The organism is Pseudogemmobacter faecipullorum (assembly GCF_020539525.1).
GTDB lineage: Bacteria > Pseudomonadota > Alphaproteobacteria > Rhodobacterales > Rhodobacteraceae > Pseudogemmobacter > Pseudogemmobacter faecipullorum.
Window position 1 is genome coordinate 54,881 of record NZ_JACDXX010000008.1, and the last position, 17,710, is coordinate 72,590.

Sequence of the window (17,710 nt, forward strand, 5' to 3'; positions counted from 1 at the left end):
CTCATGCTTCGCGTTCTGAACCTTTGCGACAGGGGGCTTAACGGTCTGCTGTCCGCACTTGTCCTGATCACCAGTGCGGTGACCACCCTGTGCCTCGTGGTGCTGGTGATCACCCGCTATTTCTTTGACCTCTCGCTTGCCGGTATGCACGAGACCAGCCTGTTCGCGGCAATATGGCTCTATATGGCCGGGGCCGTGATGGCGACACGGCGTGGCGAACATCTGGTGGTGGATATTCTGGCCACCTCGCTGCCCTCGGCGCGTGGCCGGGCCTGGCATAGCTTGATGATCGCGGTGATAACCCTGGTGATCGTCGCCTTCTTTGCCCAATGGGTCTGGGGCATGTTTGCCTGGGGCATGAAGCGGCCCCAGATCATTCCGGTGCTGAATGTGCCACTGTGGTGGGCCCAGGCCCCGCTCGCGCTGATGGTCTTTGCCGGTATGCTCTATGGGTTGCGCGATCTGGCCCGCGCCCTGCTCAGCCTCTCCCGTCTGTCGAAGGAGGCGTGAATGGAAACGCTGGCCGTTCTGATTTTACTGCTTGTACTTCTGGGCATCGGTCTGCCGGTGGCCTGGTCTTTTGCCGGGGTGGTCGCAGCCCTCGCCTGGTTCTATGACGCCAATCTCAACACGCTGATGCTGCAGGGCTTCCGCTCGCTGAACTCGGTCATTCTGCTGGCGCTGCCGCTGTTCATCCTCGCTGGCTATCTGATGGAATCGGGCGGGATTGCCGGCCGGCTGATCAGCTTTATCGAAATGCTGCTCGGCCGTCGCAGAGGTGGGCTTGGCACCGCCCTTGTCGGTGCCTCGGGTATGTTCGGCGCGATTGCCGGCACCGCCACCGCCGCCGTTGCCGCTATCGGGACGCTGATGATCGATCCGATGGAGAAACGCGGCTATCCCCGGGGCTATGCCGCGGCGCTGCTGGGCATTTCCTCGCTGATCGGCATTCTGATCCCGCCCTCGATCACCATGATCCTGTTCGCGGTTGCCACCCAGCAATCGGTTGCCGCCTGCTTTGCCGCCTCTATCGTGCCGGGCCTTTTGCTGATGGGCGGGCTGATGGCCTATAACCGCCATCAGGTCGGCCGACGTTTTCAGGAAACCGCGCCGCCCCCGGCCCAGAGCCTGCGCGAGAAACTCTCGGTCACCGCACGCACTCTGCCGGCGCTGCTGCTGCCGCTGATCATTCTGGGCGGGATCTATGGCGGGGTTTTCACCCCCACCGAGGCCGCTGCTTTCGCCGTGCTGTCGGCGGTGCTGATCGGCATGTTCATCTATCGTGACATGACCTGGAAAAAGCTGGCCAGCAGCACGGTGCAAAGCGCCGAGACCACCGGCTCTATCGTGCTGATCTTGCTGTTTTCCTTCATCATTGGCCGGATCCTCGTCGCCGAGCGCATCCCCCAGGAGCTGACCGAAATGGTCATGGCGGCGGTTGAGAATCCGATCCTGATCATTTTGCTGGTCACCACTTTCCTGGTGCTGATCGGTGCGGTGATTGACGATGTTTCCATCACCGTGGTCATCGCGCCGCTGTTGCTGCCGCTGATGGTTTCGGTTGATGTACATCCGGTGCATTTCGCCTCGATCGTCGCCACTTCGGTGGTGATCGGCGCGAACAGCCCGCCCATGGCACCGCTGCTCTATATGGCATGCCGGATCGGCAAGGCGCCGGTGAAAGAGGCAGTCCTGCCAGCGCTGCAGCTGATCCTCTGGGTCGCGCTGCCGCTGATGCTGGTCACCACTTTTGTGCCCGAGCTGTCACTGGCCCTGCCGCGCTGGCTGGGGCTGCTGTAATCCCATCCGAACAGACAGACGGCCACACAGACAGACAGACGGCGCGCCCCTCCCGGCGCGCCGTTTTGCATTGCTACCTGCCGCCCCGGCCGGGCAAAAGCGATAAATCTTCTGCCGCAGCGCGGCCCGGCGATTGCCCCGGGCGCGGCCCGCTGCTACAAATGTCACATATCTTTGTCTTAGGTAAAATGAGGCGCAAGTGACCCCTGGCAGCAAGCGGCGCACCATGGGCCAGGTCAGCGGCGAAAATGCCGTGATTGAAGTGGCATGGCTCTATTATCATGAAGGGCTGAACCAGAAGGAAATTGCGGATACGCTCAGCATTTCCCGCGCCACTGTGGTGAATTACCTGCAGGAGGCGCGCGAGCGCGAGCTGATCCGCATCACCCTCGCCGCACCTGCCTTTACCACCCACCGCCTGGCCCATGAGCTCTGCCGCCGGTTCGGCCTGAAAGCCGCCTATGTGGTGCCCGAAGAGGGCGCAGGGCTTGAGCAGGCGTTTCGCCGGGTGGTGAAAGGCGCCGCGCTCTGGCTGCCCGATCTGCTGGCGCCGGGCGATCACCTCGGCCTGGCCTGGGGCCGCACCGTCTATGATCTGGCCGAAGCGCTGGAGGTCACGGCGATTGAGGATCTGACCGTGCTGCAGCTGGTCGGCTCCATGGCCACACCCTATGGCTTTACCGCCGAGGCCTGCTCGACCCGGCTGGCGCAGCGCCTTGGCGCGCGCTGTCTGAACCTGCATGCCCCTGCCATTCTGTCGAGCGCCTCGCTCTCGGCCGCTCTGCGTGAGGAGCCGATCCTGAAGCGCCAGCTCGATGAGATTGAAAAGGTCAATAAGCTGCTGTTCTCGGTCGGCACGGTCGCCGGTGACAGCCATATCGTCTCAAGCGGTCTCGCCACAGCCGGGGATCTCGACTTTTACATCCGGAGCGGCGCGGTGGGCGTGATCTGTGGCCGCTTTGTCGATAAAACGGGCCGCGAGATCCCCGGCCCGATGAGCGAGCGGATGATCGGCATTCCGCTCGACCATCTCGTCGGGCTGGAAAGCGGCATTCTCGTCACCCCGGGCCATGATAAGCTCGAGGCGACCCTGGCTGCAATCCGGGGCGGCTATGTCACCCATCTGGTGACCGGGCTGACCGTGGCCGAGGCGCTGCTCGAAGCGGAGTTCTGAGGCAGGGGAAACCCCCGCCCCTGCTCCGCCATCAGCGGCTGAGTGCCGCCGCTTTCAGATCGCCGAACATCGCCTCCATCGCCGCCGCATCTGCCCTGCAGATACCGCGCTCGGTGATCAGCCCGGTGACCAGCGCGGCGGGCGTCACGTCAAAGGCCGGATTGCGTCCGCCGGTGCCGTCAGGGCTGATCTGCACCTGGATGATCTGGCCCGAGGCATCGCGGCCCTGAACATGCGTCACCTCACGGTCTGAGCGCTCTTCAATCGGGATCTCTTTCACCCCGTCCACCACCGTCCAGTCGATGGTGGGCGAAGGCAGCGCTACATAGAAGGGCACATCATTCGCCTTTGCGGCCAGCGCCTTGAGATAGGTGCCGATCTTATTGCAGACATCGCCCTGGGCCGTGGTGCGGTCGGTGCCGACGATCACCAGATCCACCTCGCCATGCTGCATCAGATGGCCGCCGGCATTGTCAACGATCAGATCATGGCTGATGCCGGCGGCATTCAGCTCCCATGCGGTCAGCTGCGCGCCCTGGTTGCGTGGCCGGGTCTCGTCAACAAAAACATGAACCGCAATCCCCGCCTCAACCGCGTGATAGATCGGCGAGGTCGCCGTGCCCCAGTCTACCGTCGCCGGCCAGCCCGCATTGCAATGGGTCAGGATATTCACCGGCTTTCCCGGCTTTTTCGCGGCAATCTCGCGGATCAGGGCCAGACCATGCGCGCCGATGCGCCGGTTGATCTCGACATCCTCATCGGCAATCTCATCGGCCCGTTTTGTCGCCGCCGCCGCGCGCTCCGCCGCGGGCAGCGGGCGCAGCACCCGCTCCATCTCATCAAGCGCCCAGCGAAGATTGATCGCGGTCGGGCGGGTTTCATGCAACACCTCCCAGGTCTCGCTCAGCGAGGCATCTGACGGGTCGCGCCCCATCTGACCGGCGACGCCGTAAGCCGCTGTCGCACCGATCAGCGGCGCGCCGCGCACCCACATATCGCGGATCGCCACCGCGTAATCCTCACGGCTGGAAAGCGCGACGATGCGCAGCTCATGCGGCAGCCAGCGCTGATCAATAATCCGCACCTCTCCCGAGGCCTCGCGCCAGATGGACCGGTAAGGCTTGCCATTGATTTTCACAGGTGGTCCTCCGTATTCACGCGCGCCGCGAGATCAAGCAGCGCCTGGGTTCCGCTCAAGGTATGGCGGCTGTGGATCAGCGCAGTGCCAAGAGCAAGGGCACGGGCCTCACAGGCCGCACGCAGTGCAACATCATCAATCCGTTCAAAATCAGCATTATGGGCCAGGCCAAGAATGCGGCGATGGATCTCAACCCCACAAAAACCAAGCGCATCGCGCCAGATCGCCCCCAGCCTTTCGCCCCGCGCAATCTCGCTGGCAAGACCGTGGCGCTGATCCTCATAAAGCGTCGCCTGATAGAGAATGCCCTGACGCTCCTCGCGCCAGAGCCGGGTAAATTCGGCCTCAAAGCTGGTCCAGACCGCCGCCGTGACCGAGAGCAGCCAGGACTGATAGCCAGAGCGTGCGCCAGGGCTTTCCGCGTGACCGGGCTGCGCAAGGCAGGCCATCAGAAAATTCGCCATCAGCATGCCAATGTCAAAACCGATCGGCCCATAGGTGGCAAATTCCGGATCAATCACCCGGATATCGCGCTCTGACACCATGACCGATCCGGTATGAAGATCGCCATGCAGCAGGGTTTCCGCCTGCGAGGTGAAGGCCATTTTCAGATGCTGCGCCGCCACTTTCAGCGCCAGATCGCCGCGCAGCCGCGCCACCGCAGCCTCAAGGCCCGGCGTATGGCGGTTCAGGGCTGCCTCGAAATAAGGATCTGAAAAGACAAGATTTTCGGTAATATCGCATAATTCGATATTGCCCGCGAACAGCGCCAAATCGGCTTTTTTCTCAGCCGCTTTCATCGAAAGATCCGAGCCACGGAACAGGGTCCTGGCGCAGAACTGGCCGAGCCGCTCGCCCAGCCCCCCATAGCGCTTACCGGCGATCAGCCCGTGGCGCAGGATGATATGCGGGCTGAGATATTCCATCACAATGAGCGCCTGGGCCTCATCGAAATGCCAGAGTTCCGGCACGCTGCCCGGGTCACGCGCCGCCTGGCGCTGCAAAGCATGATATTCAAAGAAACTGCGCTTCAGCGGCAGGGGCCAGCTTTCGCCCACAAGCCGCACATAGGGCAAAGCCTGTTTCACAATCGCCGCGCCCAGGCTGCCGCGCAGGATGAAAACGAGGTTGAGATTGCCATCCCCGACCTCCTCGACCTGCCAGCCCTCAGCCGGGCCGATGCGGCGGGTCAGAAGATCGAGACCGCCCAGCCTTGCAGGCAGGCTCCCGGGTGTCAGGGCTGCATAGTCAGACGCGCTCACGCTTCTCCTCCTCCTGAAAACCGCCGCCTTCCAGAATGAAATCTTCCGGCCAGGCTGCTGCTTGCCTGTCTGCAGCACAGGGCGTTCCTTACCTGGTACCGCTCTCCCCGGGGCAGGATTTCCGCGTCACGATCATTTGTCAAACATTATTGACATTTGAACAAGTCACGCTAGCGTCAGCCCTGGGAGAGGAGAATTTATGTGTCTCAGCCAGGCATCGTTATTACGGGGCTGACCCGATCCTTCGCGCGCAATCATGTGCTGCGCGGCATCAATCTGACCCTGCCTGCCGGCGCGATTACTGTGCTGATGGGGACAAATGGTGCAGGGAAATCCACCCTGGTCAAAATTCTCTGCGGTGTGCAGGGCGCAGACAGCGGCACTATCACGCTTGACGGCCAGCCCTTTACCCCCGCCAGCCCGGCGGCGGCGCTGCGCGCCGGGGTGGTGACGGTGCATCAGTCGATCAATGACGGGGTGGCCGCTGATCTCGATATCACCTCAAACCTGCTGCTCGATGATCTGGCCAGCCGCTCGGGCTCCTTTCTCAATGGCCGGAAAATGCGCGATAAAGCCCGTGCCATTGCCGCAGCCGTGGGGCTGAAAGCCGATGTCAGCCGCCCGGTGCGCGAACTCAGCCTTGCTGATCGTCAGCTGGTCTCGATTGCGCGCGCCATGTCGCACCGACCGCGCCTGCTGATCCTCGATGAGCCGACCTCCTCGCTCTCAGCCGCCGAGGCCGGGCAGCTTTTCACTTTGCTGGACCGGCTGCGCAGCGAGGGGGTGGCGATCCTTTATATTTCGCATCGCATGTCCGATATCCGCCGCCTTGCTGACCGTATCGTCTCGATGCGCGATGGCCAGATTTCGGGCCTGTTCGAGGGCAGCCCCCCCGATTACGCCGGCGCGGTCAGGGCGATGCTGGGCCATGAGATCAACAGCAGTGACATTCAGATCCCCGCCCCCGGCCCTGCCGTTCTCAGCGCAAAAGCACTGCAGCTGCGCGCTGAGAGTCGCCCCTTTGATCTGAGCCTGCATGAAAATGAGGTGGTGGTGATCACCGGCCTCGTCGGCTCGGGCAAGACCGAACTGGCCGGGATACTCTACGGATTGCGCAGGCCCCATGCCGGAGATCTCTGCCTCGACGGCGCGCCCTATCAGCCCCGCGATCCGGGCGAGGCGGTCAGGAAAGGCGTCTGTCTCAGCGCCAGGGACCGGCGCATGAATGCGGTGATCCCCGATTTCGACATTACCAGAAACATCACCCTGCCCTTTCTGGGCCGCCATTCCGGGCTGCTGGCGCTGCTGCGCCCGGGGTCGGAACGCGCGACCTCGACCCGGATGATCCGCGAGATGGGTGTGGTCTGTCAGGGGCCAAAGGACAGCATCCTCACGCTTTCCGGCGGCAATCAGCAAAAGGTAATGGTGGCGCGCTGGCTGGCCGAGGCCTCGCGGCTGCTGATCCTGGATGAGCCTTTCCAGGGCGTCGATATTCAGGCCCGCCGCGATATTGCCCGCCATATCCGCGCCAGTGCCGCCCGCCGCGCCACCCTGGTGCTCTGTGCCGAGATCGATGAGGCGCTCGAGATTGCCGACCGCATCCTGGTGATGAGCGAGCAGAGCCTCGGGGCAGGGCATCGCAATGAAAATATCGACCTGGCCCGGCTGATGGCCGAGGTCACCGCTTCCGCCGCAGGACAGGCCGCATAAACAAAGACTTCAGCTTTACTGATTTTGCCATCCGCTACGGTTTTTTGCTGCTGATGGTGGCACTGGTAACCGGCTTTACCATCGCCGAGCCCGCATTTCTTTCGGCCCGCAGCGCCGTGTTCATTCTGCAGTCGGTGGCCATTACCGGCATCCTGGCGCTTGGGGTCACCGCCACCCTGGTGGTGGGCGGCTTTGATCTGTCAATCGGTGCGGTCGCCACTTCGGCGCTGATGCTTTCGGCCTATACGATGGTGATCTGGGATCTGGGCGCGGTCGAGGCGGTGGTGTTCTGCCTGGCCATGGGGGCGCTGGTCGGGCTGATCAACGGGCTGCTGATCGTGAAGATGAAGGTGCCGGATCTGCTGGCGACGCTCGGCATGATGTTCCTGCTGATGGGGCTGCAGCGCATTCCGACCGAAGGCAATTCGATCTCGACCGGCATGTCTTTGCCCGATGGCAGCAGCGCGACCGGGGTGTTTGCTCCGGGCTTTCTGATGCTGGGCCGCCACCGGCTCGATTTCATCCTCGAGGATCTGATCCCGCTTTCGGTGGTGTTTCTGCTGGTCATCGCCTTTCTGGTCTGGGGCTTTCTGGAACTGACCCGGCATGGCCGCATCATGTATGCTATCGGCTCGAACCCCAATGCCGCCGCCCTGGCCGGGATTAATGTCGCGCGTTACCGGGTGCTGGCCTATGTGATCTCGGGCACATTGGCCTCATTCGGAGGGATCCTGCTCGCGGCCCGCCTCGGGCGCGGCGATGTCGCCTCGGGCAATAATCTGCTGCTTGATGCTGTCGCGGCAGCGCTGATCGGCTTTGCCGTGTTGGGTGCCGCCAGACCCAATGCCTTTGGCACCGCCATAGGCGCGCTTTTCGTTGGCATCCTGCTCCAGGGGCTGACCATGCTGAATGCCCCCTATTACACCCAGGATTTCATCAAAGGCTTTGTGCTGGTGGTGGCCCTGGTCTTTACCTTTGCGCTCTCCGGTCGGGGGGGGCGGGCGCTACACTGAAACAGAAAGACAATAAATTCAGGGAGGATACCATGATTTCCAGACGGACATTCACCGGACTTCTGACCTCGGTCGCGCTGTTGCCGGGCATTGCTCTGGCCGAAGGCGCGCCCGCTCCTTTCGATACTCCCGGCGATGTGAAAATCGCCCTCGTGCGCTATCTCTCGACCGGCGATTTCTTCCAGGCCTATCTCTCGGGCGTCGAGAAACAATCTGCCGCGCTGGGGGTAAACCTGCAGGTGTTTGACTCGCGCCAGGATGCGGCGCTGCAGGCCGATATGGTCGATCAGGCCATTGCGCTTGGGGTCGATGGCATCATCATCCAGCACGGCTTGACCGAGTCGATGAAAGAGGCCGCGCAGCGCGCCGTCGATGCCGGGATCAAGGTGGTGGCCTTTGACGTGAATGTCGAAAACACCGCCATCCCCCAGGTCGAGCAATCCGACCGCGATCTGGCCCGTCTTGCGCTGGAACAGGCGATCAGAGACCAGGGCGAGACCTGGACGGCGGGCTATGTCTATGTGCCGGGCATCGCGCCGCTCGACCGCCGCGACGAGACCTGGAAAGAGTTTAAGGCGAAATATCCCGGCATCACCGAAAAGGCGATGTTTGGCACGATGGACAATCCGATTGCCAATTCGGTCGCCAATCAGGCCCGCGCGGTGCTGACCGCCAACCCCGATATCCAGGTGATCTTCGCCCCCTATGATGAATTTGCCAAAGGCGCGAAAATCGCCGTGGATGAGGCCGGCATGTCGGGCGATGTGGCGATCTATTCCGCCGATATCTCGACCGCCGATATCGCACTGATGCGCGAGGAGGGTTCGGGCTGGAAAGCCACCGCCGCGACCAATCCGGCGGTGGTGGGTGAGGTCTCGGTGCGCACCCTCGCCCGGCTGCTGGCCGGTGAGGAGGTCGGTGCCCAGGTCATTGTACCGCCGACCCTGATCACGCAAGGCGAACTCAATGATCTCAACATCTCAAATATGGAAGAGCTGGGCGCGAAAATGCCTGCCTTTGTCCATGCCGAGGTTTCGGTCAGCCCCTGGATGAAACTGCCCGAACGTTAACATCTGCCGGGGGGCGGTCACCCGCCCCCTGCCCCTTCTGCAGTGAGGCCCGTTTTGCGCAATTCCCGCCCGACCGAAGAGATCGCCCATGGCATCCGCTGCCGTGTCTTTGAACATACGATGCGCAATAATGGCGGCTATCTGAGCCAGGCCTGTTCCGCCGCCGAGCAGCTGGCGTTTTTGTATAATGAGGCGCTGAACCTTGGCCCCTCGACCATGCCGATGATCCCGCCGCCCTTTACCGGCGTGCCCTCGGCCACGCATACCGGCTACCGCACCGGCGCGGGCTATAATGGCCCCTTTGACGCGGTCCATGACCGGTTGTTCATCGCGCCCGCTCATTATGCCCTCGTCGCCTATGCCTGCCTGATCGAGGTTGGCCGCATGGCGCCGGAGGGGCTGGAGATGTTCAACCAGGACGGATCCTCGGTCGAGATGATCGGGGCCGAGCATTCGCCGGGGATGGAGGTGCATAACGGCACGCTCGGGATCGGGCTTTCAACCGGCGCGGGCCTGGCCTGGGGGCGCAAGCGCAAGGGCGAGAGCGGTGAGGTCTGTGTTTATATGTCAGACGGCGAGGTCCAGGAGGGCCAGACCTGGGAGGCGGTTCAGGCGGCAGCGCATCACGGCATCGATAACCTCTGGGCGCTGATGGATGTGAACCGTCAGCAATGCGACGGCGCGATGGATTCAGTGATGACCGTGGGCGATATTGCCAGCAAATTCCGCAATTTCGGCGCTGTGGTGGCCGAGGTCGATGCCCATGACCTGAATGCGCTGCGCCAGGCGAAGGCAACCCCGCATGAGGGGCAGCCGCTGATCATTCTGGCCCATTCCAGCCCGGTGAAGGGCATGGAATTTCTGATGAAACGCTTCCCGCGGCTGCATTACGTTCGCTTTAAATCCGAAGAAGAGCGGGCGGAAATGAATATCGCTATCGCGGCAGAGCTGGGGATCGTCCCGGTCGATCTGGGGAAGGGTCACTGAAATGGAAATGGTCAACCGCCCCTATGCCAGCGCCTTTGAGGCCTATGCGGTGCAGCACCCCGAGGTGCTCTGCCTTTCGGCCGATCTGACCTCGAGCTGCGAGATTGACGGCTTTCGCGACCGCCACCCGGATCAGTTCCTGTCGCTGGGCATGGCCGAGCAGAATATGCTGTCTTTTGCTGGCGGCCTCGGCCTTGCCGGCTTCCGCCCCTTCCTGCATTCTTTCGGTGTCTTTCTGTACCGGCGCCCCTATGACCAGCTGATCGCCTCTATCGCCTATCCGCGCCGCCGGGTCCGGCTGATGGGCTTTCTACCCGGCGTGACCACCCCGGGCGGCATGACGCATCAGGCCATCGAAGACATCTCGGTGATGCGCAGCATCCCGAATATGACGGTGCTGGAGGCAGGCGATGCAACCGAGGTCGAAAGCATCATCGCCGCTGCTGACAGTGTCGACGGTCCGGTCTATTGCCGCATTCTGCGTGGCGCGGTGCCGCGTCTCTTCGACAGCCCGCTTGTAATTGGCAAAATGCGGGTGCTGGCCGGGGGCAGCGATGTGCTGATCGTGACCTCAGGCATCACCACCGAAGAGGCGATCCGGGCGCGCGCGGCGCTGGAGCGTGCCGGGGTCTCGGTCCGGCATCTGCATCTGAACACGCTCAAACCCTTTGATGCGGCGGCGATCCTGGACCATGCCAGCGCGGTCAGCCATGGCGTCATCACGCTGGAAAACCACCTCGTCACCGGCGGTATCGGCTCGATGGTGGCCGAGGCGCTGGCCGAAGCCGGGCTGGCCCGGCGGCTGATCCGGCTGGGGCTGCAGGACACCTATGCCCATGGCGGCTCGCGCCCCTATCTGATGCGCCATTACGGCATGGATGCGCTGAGCCTGGTGCGCGCGGTCGAGCGGCTGACCGGGGAGACGACCGGCATTGATGAGACCGCGCTGGAGGCGGTGCGGGTTGAGGCGGTGCATTCCGCGCTCAAGGCCGAGGCGCTCTGATGCGCTTTACCGTCAGCTACCGTATCCGCGCCAGCGACCGGGCCGGGGCCATGGCCCGGGCGGAGGGGATCGCGCTTGAGCAGACCGTTGAAGTGCCGCGCGCCGTGGTGCCGCCGGGCTATATCGAGGATGAAATCCTCGGCCGGGTTGAGGAGCTGGGCCAGCTGGCCGATGGAATCTGGCAGGCGCAGATCTCCTATTCGCCCGATACGGTCGGCGAGGAGATCACCCAGTTTTTCAATGTGATTTTCGGCAATTCCTCGCTCCAGCAGGGCATCCGCGTCACCGCCATCGATCCCGGGGCCGAGATGCTGCGGCGGTTTCCCGGGCCAGGCTTTGGCATAAAGGGCCTGCGGCAGCGGGTCGGGCGGCAGAAGGGCGCGATGATTGCCCCGGTGCTCAAGCCAATGGGTCAGTCTGCTGCGGCCCTGGCAGCGCTTGCCGCCGGATGCATTCGGGGCGGCGCAGATATCATCAAGGAGGATCACGGCCTTGCCTCGCAGCCCGCCGCCCCGTTTGAGGCCAGGGTCGAGGCGATCGCCGCTGCCGTGGCAAAGGCCAATGCCGAGACCGGGTGCAACGCGATCTATATTCCCAATCTCTCTGGTCCGGCCGATCAGATCGAGGCCAGGCTGCGCTTTCTCAAAGCGGTCGGTGCGGGCGGCGTGCTGATCATGCCGGGGCTGCTGGGCTTTGGCCTCGTGGACCGCATCGCCCGCGACCGCGCGCTCGATCTGCCGGTGATGACCCATCCGGCCTTTCTCGGCCCCTATGTTCTGGCGCCGGATACCGGCATTGATCATGCGGTGCTCTTTGGCACGATGCAGCGCCTCGCCGGGGCCGATATCTCGGTTTTCCCCAATCTGGGCGGCCGTTTCGGCTTTTCAGCCGAAGAATGCCGCGCCATTGCCCGGGGCTGTCGCAGCCCTGGCGGCCCGGGAAGGCCGATGCTGCCCAGCCCTGGCGGCGGCATGTCACTGGACCGCGCCGGGGATATGATACGCATGTATGGCGAGGATCTGGTCTGTCTCTTGGGTGGCAGCCTGCTGGCTGATCCTGCGAATATCCATCTCGCCGTCGCCGCGATGCGCCAGGCGGTGGATGCTGCCGGGGCCAGCCCGAACTGAGGCCAGCCCCGGCTGAGATCAGACGCGCGACACCGCCTTATCGCTGGCGAGGCCCGGGCTTTGCAGCCACAGAGCGATGGCAAAGCCCGCACCCCCCCCGACCAGCTTGCCCAGCAGCAAAGGCAGGATAAGCGTTGGCTGGAAATTCGCCGAAAACGCCAGGTGATCGCCGAACATGAAGGCACCGCAGACCGCGAAGGAAATCACCAGCACCTTGTCACGCGGCGGCATGTCTTTGACCAGGCGGAACATGGCGAGGATATTCGCCGCCGCCGCCAGCAGCCCCGCCGTTCCTGCCGCCGAGAGCCCGAGCCTCTTGCCCAGCCATTGCATCGGCGCCTGAAGAAAGCGGTTCATCAGCCAGACCATGGGGAAGGCCCCGGCCAGCATGATGCCGATATAGCCCGCCACTTCCAGGGCGCGGAACTGATCCCCGGCATCGGCGATGATCGGGGCAAAACCCCAGGAGCCGAAGAGGGCCGAGAAAAAGCCGGTGAAATATTCAACGATGGAAAACACCAGCACCAGGGTGATCGCGGCATAAAGGATCCGGCCAAAGGCCAGAAAGCCGCGGATCATCAGCGCCGGGAACAGCTTCAGACAGGTGGCCAGCACAAGGCAGAACACGATCAGTGGCGCGATATTGCGCAAAACCCCTGCCACATTCAGCGCCAGGGCCCGGCTCGCCTCGCCGCTGGCATCAATGCCGGGCCGGATCGCCACATCCATTACCCCCATGGCAAGGCAGGAGACCAGCACCCCGATCGGGATCGACAGGAGGCCGCACATAATGCCGACCGCCATATACTGGTGATCCTCTTTCTCCAGCATCGCCAGACCAACCGGGATCGAGAAGATGATCGTCGCCCCGGCCATAAAGCCGGTGATCGTGGCCAGCATCCAGCCCTCGGGCGAGAGCGCCAGCTCTTTTGCCAGCTGATAGCCACCCATATCCGCCGCGATCACCGAGGTTGCGGCCAGTGCCGGATCCGCGCCCACCGCCAGGAAAACCGGCCCGAGCACCGTGCTGATAAAGGCCGAAAGATAGGGAATGGCCGCCATGATCCCGGCCACCGGGATGAAGATCGGGCCAATGGAATGCAGCCCGGCGGTAAATTCCTTGCCAAGCGGGCTTTCGGGATCACGGATCGAGGCAAAGGCCCCGATCACGGCGCAGATCATGATAATATAGATAACGACTGTACCGATATAGGCCAAAGTCTTTCCTCCCTTGAGGGCCGGTCAGGGATCTTGCGCCCCCGTCCCGGCGGGTTTCTGCGGTTCAGCGGAACAGCTGCGAGAGATGGTCGTTCAGATAAAAACCGTCTGGATCAAGCTTGCGGCGCAAGGCGCGGAACTCTCCGGCCTTCGGATAGATCGAGCTCACATCCTCGCCGGTCAGGAAATGCATTTTGCCCCAGTGCGGGCGCGCGCCATAGCTGCGCAGGATCTTATCGACCGCGCGCAGATAGTCCCAGTAATCCACCCCCGGCTGGCCCGAGACCGAAATCGTCACGCTGTCCTGGCGGTAGAAGGGCGACATCCAGGCCTCATCCCCGGCGGTGAACCGATATTCGATCGGGAATTTCGCCTCGGGGAAATCCTCGAGCATGATCTTACGCACCGCCCGGACAGCTTCTTTACCGGACTGAACCGGCACCGCATATTCCAGCTCGTGAAAATTCGCTACATATTCAATCGGATAGACATCTGAAGAATAGGCCGCCTTTTCAAATTCACGCTCAAATGGTGCCTCGGTGGTGATATCCATCACCTTCATCTCACAGACATCGGCTGTGCGGCCGGTCTTTGAGGTGGCCGAAGTATCGGGCAGGCAATAGAGATGCCGGCTCTCCTCATAGGGGCACCAGAAGAAGCTGAAATGGCGGTGTTTTTCGGCCAGCTCGTCATGCATCTCCATCGCGCTTTCGAAATCCTCGCGCCAGAGACGTTCTTTCAGACGGTAGCTGTCGGTCAGCTGCAAGGTCATTTCCGAAATCGCGCCCAGCGTGCCGAGCGAAACCCGGCTCGCCAGCAAAAGATCCGGCGTGGTTTCATCGACGGTGATCACCGAGCCATCGGGCTGCACCAGCCGCATGCCGACGATGCAATCTGCCAGCAGCGGCAGTTTCGCCCCGGTGCCATGGGTGCCGGTGGAAAACGCCCCGGCAATCGCCTGGCTGTCGATATCGCCCTGGTTGAGCATCGAAAGCCCCTCGGCTTTGAGCACTTTCACCAGCTCATTGATCGTGGTCCCAGCCGAGGCCGTCACCCGGCGTTTTTCGCGGTCGATGCTTTTGACGCCCCGCATATTGGCGAGCGTCAGATGCAGACCATTGGTCAGCGCCACCGGGGTAAAAGAATGGCCCGAGCCCGCGACCCGGACATTCATCCCCTTGCCGGTCGCTCCGGCGATCAGGCTGCACAGCTCATCCTCGCTCGCGGGGGCGGCGCGCGCGGCGCGGATGCAGGTCTGATTGCCAACCCAGTTGCGCCAATGCGCGTGATCCAGCCCGAAATCGTTTACCGTCATACCATGCGATGAGGTATTCATGGAAAACTCCCTGTTGGTTTATCGTTTTTTTGACAGAGGGTCTCAGCCCGGTTCCCGGGGCTCAGACCGCAGTATAGCCATTGTCGGCAAAGAGATGGGTGCCGTTGACGAAAGAGGCCTCATCGCTGGCAAGGAACAAAGCCGCCGAGGCCACCTCATCGGGGCGACACAGCCTGCCCTGGGCCGTAGCGATCATGCTTTCCGAAACATCGACGCCCTGCCTGCCAAGCAGCTCAATCTCGCGCAGCCCATGGGCGGTGGCGATAAAGCCGGGGCAGATCGCATTTGAGCGGATACCGCGATCCCGGAACTCGACCGCAATGGCGCGGGCGAACATATGGCAGGCGCCTTTTGAGGTGCAGTAGAGCACCTCCATCGGCGTGCCGACCACGCCCGAGATCGAAGAGGTGCAGATCACCGATCCGCCACCGGCGGCAATCATCCCTGGCAGCACCGCTTTGGTCACCAGAAACATGCTTTTCACATTGACCGCCATGATGCGGTCCCACTCCGCCTCGCTGGTCTCGAGAAAGGGCAGAGCCGACAGAATGCCTGCATGGTTCATCAGCACAGTGATCGGCCCGAATTCTGCCCCGACGCTCTGCACCGCTGCGCTGACCTGGCTGCTCACCGAGACATCGGCGGCGACGAAGATTGCCTCCAGCCCCTCATCGCGCAGACTTTGCGCCAGCTCTTCGCCCCGGCTGCCCGGCAGATCAAGAATACCGACCCTGGCCCCTTCGCGCGCAAAGCGTTCCGAGGCCGCGAGGCCGCAGCCGCCGGCCCCGCCGGTGATCAGCGCGGTCTTTCCCTGCAATCGTCCTGTCACATCACCCTCCCTGCCGAGGCTTGCATGCCCGGCCGTTTTTCGCATCAATGGCAGGCGACACGGATCCCTTCCGCTGTGCTCTCCTCCACCGGATGATGAAAGCCTATGAGGATGCCGCTGAATTGCTATATGGCGAAAGTCATATGATCGCAGAGCCGATGGACAGTATGATCGCAGGGGCGATTGCCGGGGTATTCGCCAGCAGTGGCGGCCCGGGCTTTGGCGCGGCGCTGGATCAGCTGACCCGGCTCGGCGCCGGGTTCGATATGAGCTGCATTTTTGGTTTCTCGCCCCATATGCCGCCTGCAGTGATCCATGATGGCTATAGCGAGACCACCGACCGTAAGGCGCTGAAATCCTATCTGCGCGGCGCCTATCTGCTCGATCCGTTCTATGCTGCCTCGGTCAGTCCGGTCCGCGAAGGCGGGATGGCCCGCGAGGGGCTGTGGCGGATGCGCGATCTGGCCCCCGATGCCTATTTTGAGGGGGCCTTCGCCTGGTCGCAGGAGGTGCATCCCTGCATCTCGGATCAGGCCGGCACCCTGGTCGAGGAGATCGGTTTTCTGATCCCGCTCGGCAGTGATGTGACTGCAACCTATTCTCTGATGCGCAATCGTGGCGGCTCGGCCTTTGATGAAGGTGAGACCGCTCGCCTGACCGCGCTGCAGCCGGTGATCACCGCCAGCCTGCGCCAGCACTGGGCGCTGATGCAGCATCCGGCTCCGGCCGCTGTCCCTGCCGGTCCGCAAAGCGAGAAGGTCTTTGCCGCCGCCTTCCAGAGCCTGACCCCGGCGCAGCAGGCGGTGACCAAGCTGATCCTGCGCGGTCACAGCAATCTCTCGATTGCCGGTCACATCGGCATTACCGAAGGCACGGTCAAGCTGCATCGCTATAACATTTACCGACGCCTCGGCATTACCGGCCAGGCCGAGCTGTTTCAGCGCTTTATCGATTTTCTCGGCCGCTGAACGCACCCTTTCTCAGCCCCGCCCCAGGAGTTCGCGCCGCAAATGCCGGGATCAGCTATTTTTTACAGTTGAGAATGATTTGCAATTGCAATTACTTTCAACCCCGCTATCACTTGCACAACCCGTTTGCCAAATGACCACTGCCCCTGCCGCGAAAGGATTGCTGATGACCACCAGATTTGCCCGCCTCCTGGGGGCCGCAACCCTGAGCGCCCTGCTGACCGCCCCGGCCATGGCCGATGAAAAGATGAAAGTGGTCACCACTTTCACCGTGCTCGCGGATATGGCGCAGAATGTGGCGGGAGATGCTGCCGAAGTGGTCTCGATCACCAAAGCCGGGGCCGAGATCCATGGCTATGAGCCAACGCCGCAGGATATCGTCCGCGCCCAGGGGGCCGATCTGATCCTGTGGAATGGCATGAACCTTGAACTGTGGTTTGAGCGCTTCCTGACCAATCTCGGCGATGTGCCCTCGGTCACCGTCACCGATGGCGTGGATCCGATCCCGATTGCCTCGGGCTCCTATCAGGGCAAGCCGAACCCCCATGCCTGGATGGGGCTGGAGAATGCCCAGATCTATGTCGACAATATCGCCCGCGCCTTTGTCGCCGCCGATCCGGCCAATGCCGAAACCTATCTGGCCAATGCCGAAAGCTATAAGGCCAGGTTGCGCGCCGGACTCGAGCCGCTGAAGGCAGAGATCGCCGCAATCCCCGAAGCGCAGCGCTGGCTGGTCAGCTGTGAGGGGGCCTTCCCCTATCTGGCCCGTGATCTGGGGCTGCGCGAGCTTTATCTCTGGCCGATGAATGCGGATCAGATGGGTACGCCGCAACAGATCCGCACCGTGATTGACGGCGTGCGCGAACATGCGATCCCGGCCGTATTCTGTGAAAGCACCGTGAATAACGCTCCGGCCGAGCAGATTGCCCGTGAAACCGGGGCGGCCTATGGTGGCATGCTTTATGTCGACAGCCTTTCCGAACCGGATGGCCCCGTGCCAACCTATCTCGACCTGCTTCAGGTCACCACCGCCACGATTGCAAAGGGGCTTGGTGGCGCCGAATAGGCCCTGCCG

16 protein-coding genes are annotated in these 17,710 nt (G+C 62.6%); 11 read left to right on the plus strand and 5 right to left on the minus strand.

Annotated features, from left to right (window positions below):
* Positions 1–3: 3 nt before the first annotated feature.
* The 3 genes from H0485_RS10085 to H0485_RS10095 all read left to right on the plus strand — a co-directional run bounded on the left by H0485_RS10085 (position 4) and on the right by H0485_RS10095 (position 2,974).
* On the plus strand, positions 4–510 hold the full coding sequence (locus H0485_RS10085) for a TRAP transporter small permease (protein ID WP_226935250.1): 507 nt from the start codon (positions 4–6) through the stop codon (positions 508–510).
* Positions 511–1,800: a TRAP transporter large permease gene (locus tag H0485_RS10090; RefSeq protein WP_226935251.1), complete on the plus strand. Its 1,290-nt coding sequence runs from the start codon at positions 511–513 to the stop codon at positions 1,798–1,800. It abuts the gene before it with no gap.
* 199 nt (positions 1,801–1,999) lie between these two features.
* On the plus strand, positions 2,000–2,974 hold the full coding sequence (locus H0485_RS10095; protein WP_226935252.1) for a sugar-binding transcriptional regulator: 975 nt from the start codon (positions 2,000–2,002) through the stop codon (positions 2,972–2,974).
* Between the two features lie 31 nt (positions 2,975–3,005).
* Here H0485_RS10095 and mtnA read toward each other — a convergent pair whose 3' ends face one another.
* The gene (mtnA, locus tag H0485_RS10100; RefSeq protein WP_226935253.1) at positions 3,006–4,112 is read right to left on the minus strand and encodes an S-methyl-5-thioribose-1-phosphate isomerase; all 1,107 of its coding nucleotides are present in this window, start codon (positions 4,110–4,112) and stop codon (positions 3,006–3,008) included.
* Positions 4,109–5,374, minus strand: a complete 1,266-nt coding sequence (gene mtnK / locus H0485_RS10105; protein ID WP_226935254.1) for an S-methyl-5-thioribose kinase — start codon at positions 5,372–5,374, stop codon at positions 4,109–4,111. Before mtnK ends, mtnA begins: the two co-directional genes overlap by 4 nt.
* Before the next feature lie 201 nt (positions 5,375–5,575).
* Between mtnK and H0485_RS10110 the strand changes: the two genes are divergently transcribed.
* From H0485_RS10110 to H0485_RS10135, 6 genes are read left to right on the plus strand one after another with little or no spacing between them, the layout of a single operon-like run.
* On the plus strand, positions 5,576–7,084 hold the full coding sequence (locus H0485_RS10110) for a sugar ABC transporter ATP-binding protein (protein WP_226935255.1): 1,509 nt from the start codon (positions 5,576–5,578) through the stop codon (positions 7,082–7,084).
* A 53-nt stretch (positions 7,085–7,137) separates the two neighbouring features.
* Positions 7,138–8,097: an ABC transporter permease gene (locus H0485_RS10115; RefSeq protein WP_226935256.1), complete on the plus strand. Its 960-nt coding sequence runs from the start codon at positions 7,138–7,140 to the stop codon at positions 8,095–8,097.
* A 32-nt stretch (positions 8,098–8,129) separates the two neighbouring features.
* A complete protein-coding gene (locus tag H0485_RS10120; protein WP_226935257.1) occupies positions 8,130–9,167 on the plus strand; it encodes a substrate-binding domain-containing protein in 1,038 nt (345 codons plus the stop codon).
* 54 nt (positions 9,168–9,221) lie between these two features.
* Positions 9,222–10,154, plus strand: coding sequence for a transketolase (locus tag H0485_RS10125; protein WP_226935258.1), 933 nt, complete (start codon positions 9,222–9,224; stop codon positions 10,152–10,154).
* Between the two features lies 1 nt (position 10,155).
* Positions 10,156–11,157, plus strand: a complete 1,002-nt coding sequence (locus H0485_RS10130) for a transketolase family protein (RefSeq protein WP_226935259.1) — start codon at positions 10,156–10,158, stop codon at positions 11,155–11,157.
* Complete coding sequence (locus H0485_RS10135; protein WP_226935260.1) at positions 11,157–12,284, plus strand: RuBisCO large subunit C-terminal-like domain-containing protein; 1,128 nt, start codon at positions 11,157–11,159, stop codon at positions 12,282–12,284. Before H0485_RS10130 ends, H0485_RS10135 begins: the two co-directional genes overlap by 1 nt.
* Positions 12,285–12,302: 18 nt before the next feature.
* Here the strand turns inward: H0485_RS10135 and eutH are convergent, their stop codons facing one another.
* The 3 genes from eutH to H0485_RS10150 all read right to left on the minus strand — a co-directional run bounded on the left by eutH (position 12,303) and on the right by H0485_RS10150 (position 15,667).
* A complete protein-coding gene (gene eutH / locus H0485_RS10140; protein ID WP_226935261.1) occupies positions 12,303–13,502 on the minus strand; it encodes an ethanolamine utilization protein EutH in 1,200 nt (399 codons plus the stop codon).
* Between the two features lie 64 nt (positions 13,503–13,566).
* On the minus strand, positions 13,567–14,838 hold the full coding sequence (locus H0485_RS10145; RefSeq protein ID WP_226935262.1) for a D-arabinono-1,4-lactone oxidase: 1,272 nt from the start codon (positions 14,836–14,838) through the stop codon (positions 13,567–13,569).
* A gap of 61 nt (positions 14,839–14,899) precedes the next feature.
* Positions 14,900–15,667, minus strand: a complete 768-nt coding sequence (locus H0485_RS10150) for an SDR family NAD(P)-dependent oxidoreductase (protein ID WP_226935263.1) — start codon at positions 15,665–15,667, stop codon at positions 14,900–14,902.
* A 92-nt stretch (positions 15,668–15,759) separates the two neighbouring features.
* On the opposite strand from H0485_RS10150, the gene H0485_RS10155 reads away from it, so the two are divergent.
* Both H0485_RS10155 and H0485_RS10160 read left to right on the plus strand, forming a co-directional pair.
* Positions 15,760–16,635: a helix-turn-helix transcriptional regulator gene (locus H0485_RS10155; RefSeq protein WP_226935264.1), complete on the plus strand. Its 876-nt coding sequence runs from the start codon at positions 15,760–15,762 to the stop codon at positions 16,633–16,635.
* 232 nt (positions 16,636–16,867) lie between these two features.
* Positions 16,868–17,701: a metal ABC transporter substrate-binding protein gene (locus H0485_RS10160; protein WP_226935431.1), complete on the plus strand. Its 834-nt coding sequence runs from the start codon at positions 16,868–16,870 to the stop codon at positions 17,699–17,701.
* The last annotated feature ends 9 nt before the right edge of the window (positions 17,702–17,710 follow it).

Excerpts from the sequence above, each read along its gene's own strand:
- H0485_RS10135 (WP_226935260.1), top strand. The coding sequence starts at position 11,157 with ATGCGCTTTACCGTCAGCTACCGTATCCGCGCCAGCGACCGGGCCGGG.
- H0485_RS10145 (WP_226935262.1), bottom strand. The coding sequence starts at position 14,838 with ATGAATACCTCATCGCATGGTATGACGGTAAACGATTTCGGGCTGGAT.
- H0485_RS10160 (WP_226935431.1), top strand. The coding sequence starts at position 16,868 with ATGGCCGATGAAAAGATGAAAGTGGTCACCACTTTCACCGTGCTCGCG.
- H0485_RS10090 (WP_226935251.1), top strand. The coding sequence starts at position 511 with ATGGAAACGCTGGCCGTTCTGATTTTACTGCTTGTACTTCTGGGCATC.
- H0485_RS10155 (WP_226935264.1), top strand. The coding sequence starts at position 15,760 with ATGATGAAAGCCTATGAGGATGCCGCTGAATTGCTATATGGCGAAAGT.
- H0485_RS10130 (WP_226935259.1), top strand. The coding sequence starts at position 10,156 with ATGGAAATGGTCAACCGCCCCTATGCCAGCGCCTTTGAGGCCTATGCG.
- H0485_RS10085 (WP_226935250.1), top strand. The coding sequence starts at position 4 with ATGCTTCGCGTTCTGAACCTTTGCGACAGGGGGCTTAACGGTCTGCTG.
- H0485_RS10115 (WP_226935256.1), top strand. The coding sequence starts at position 7,138 with ATGGTGGCACTGGTAACCGGCTTTACCATCGCCGAGCCCGCATTTCTT.
- H0485_RS10120 (WP_226935257.1), top strand. The coding sequence starts at position 8,130 with ATGATTTCCAGACGGACATTCACCGGACTTCTGACCTCGGTCGCGCTG.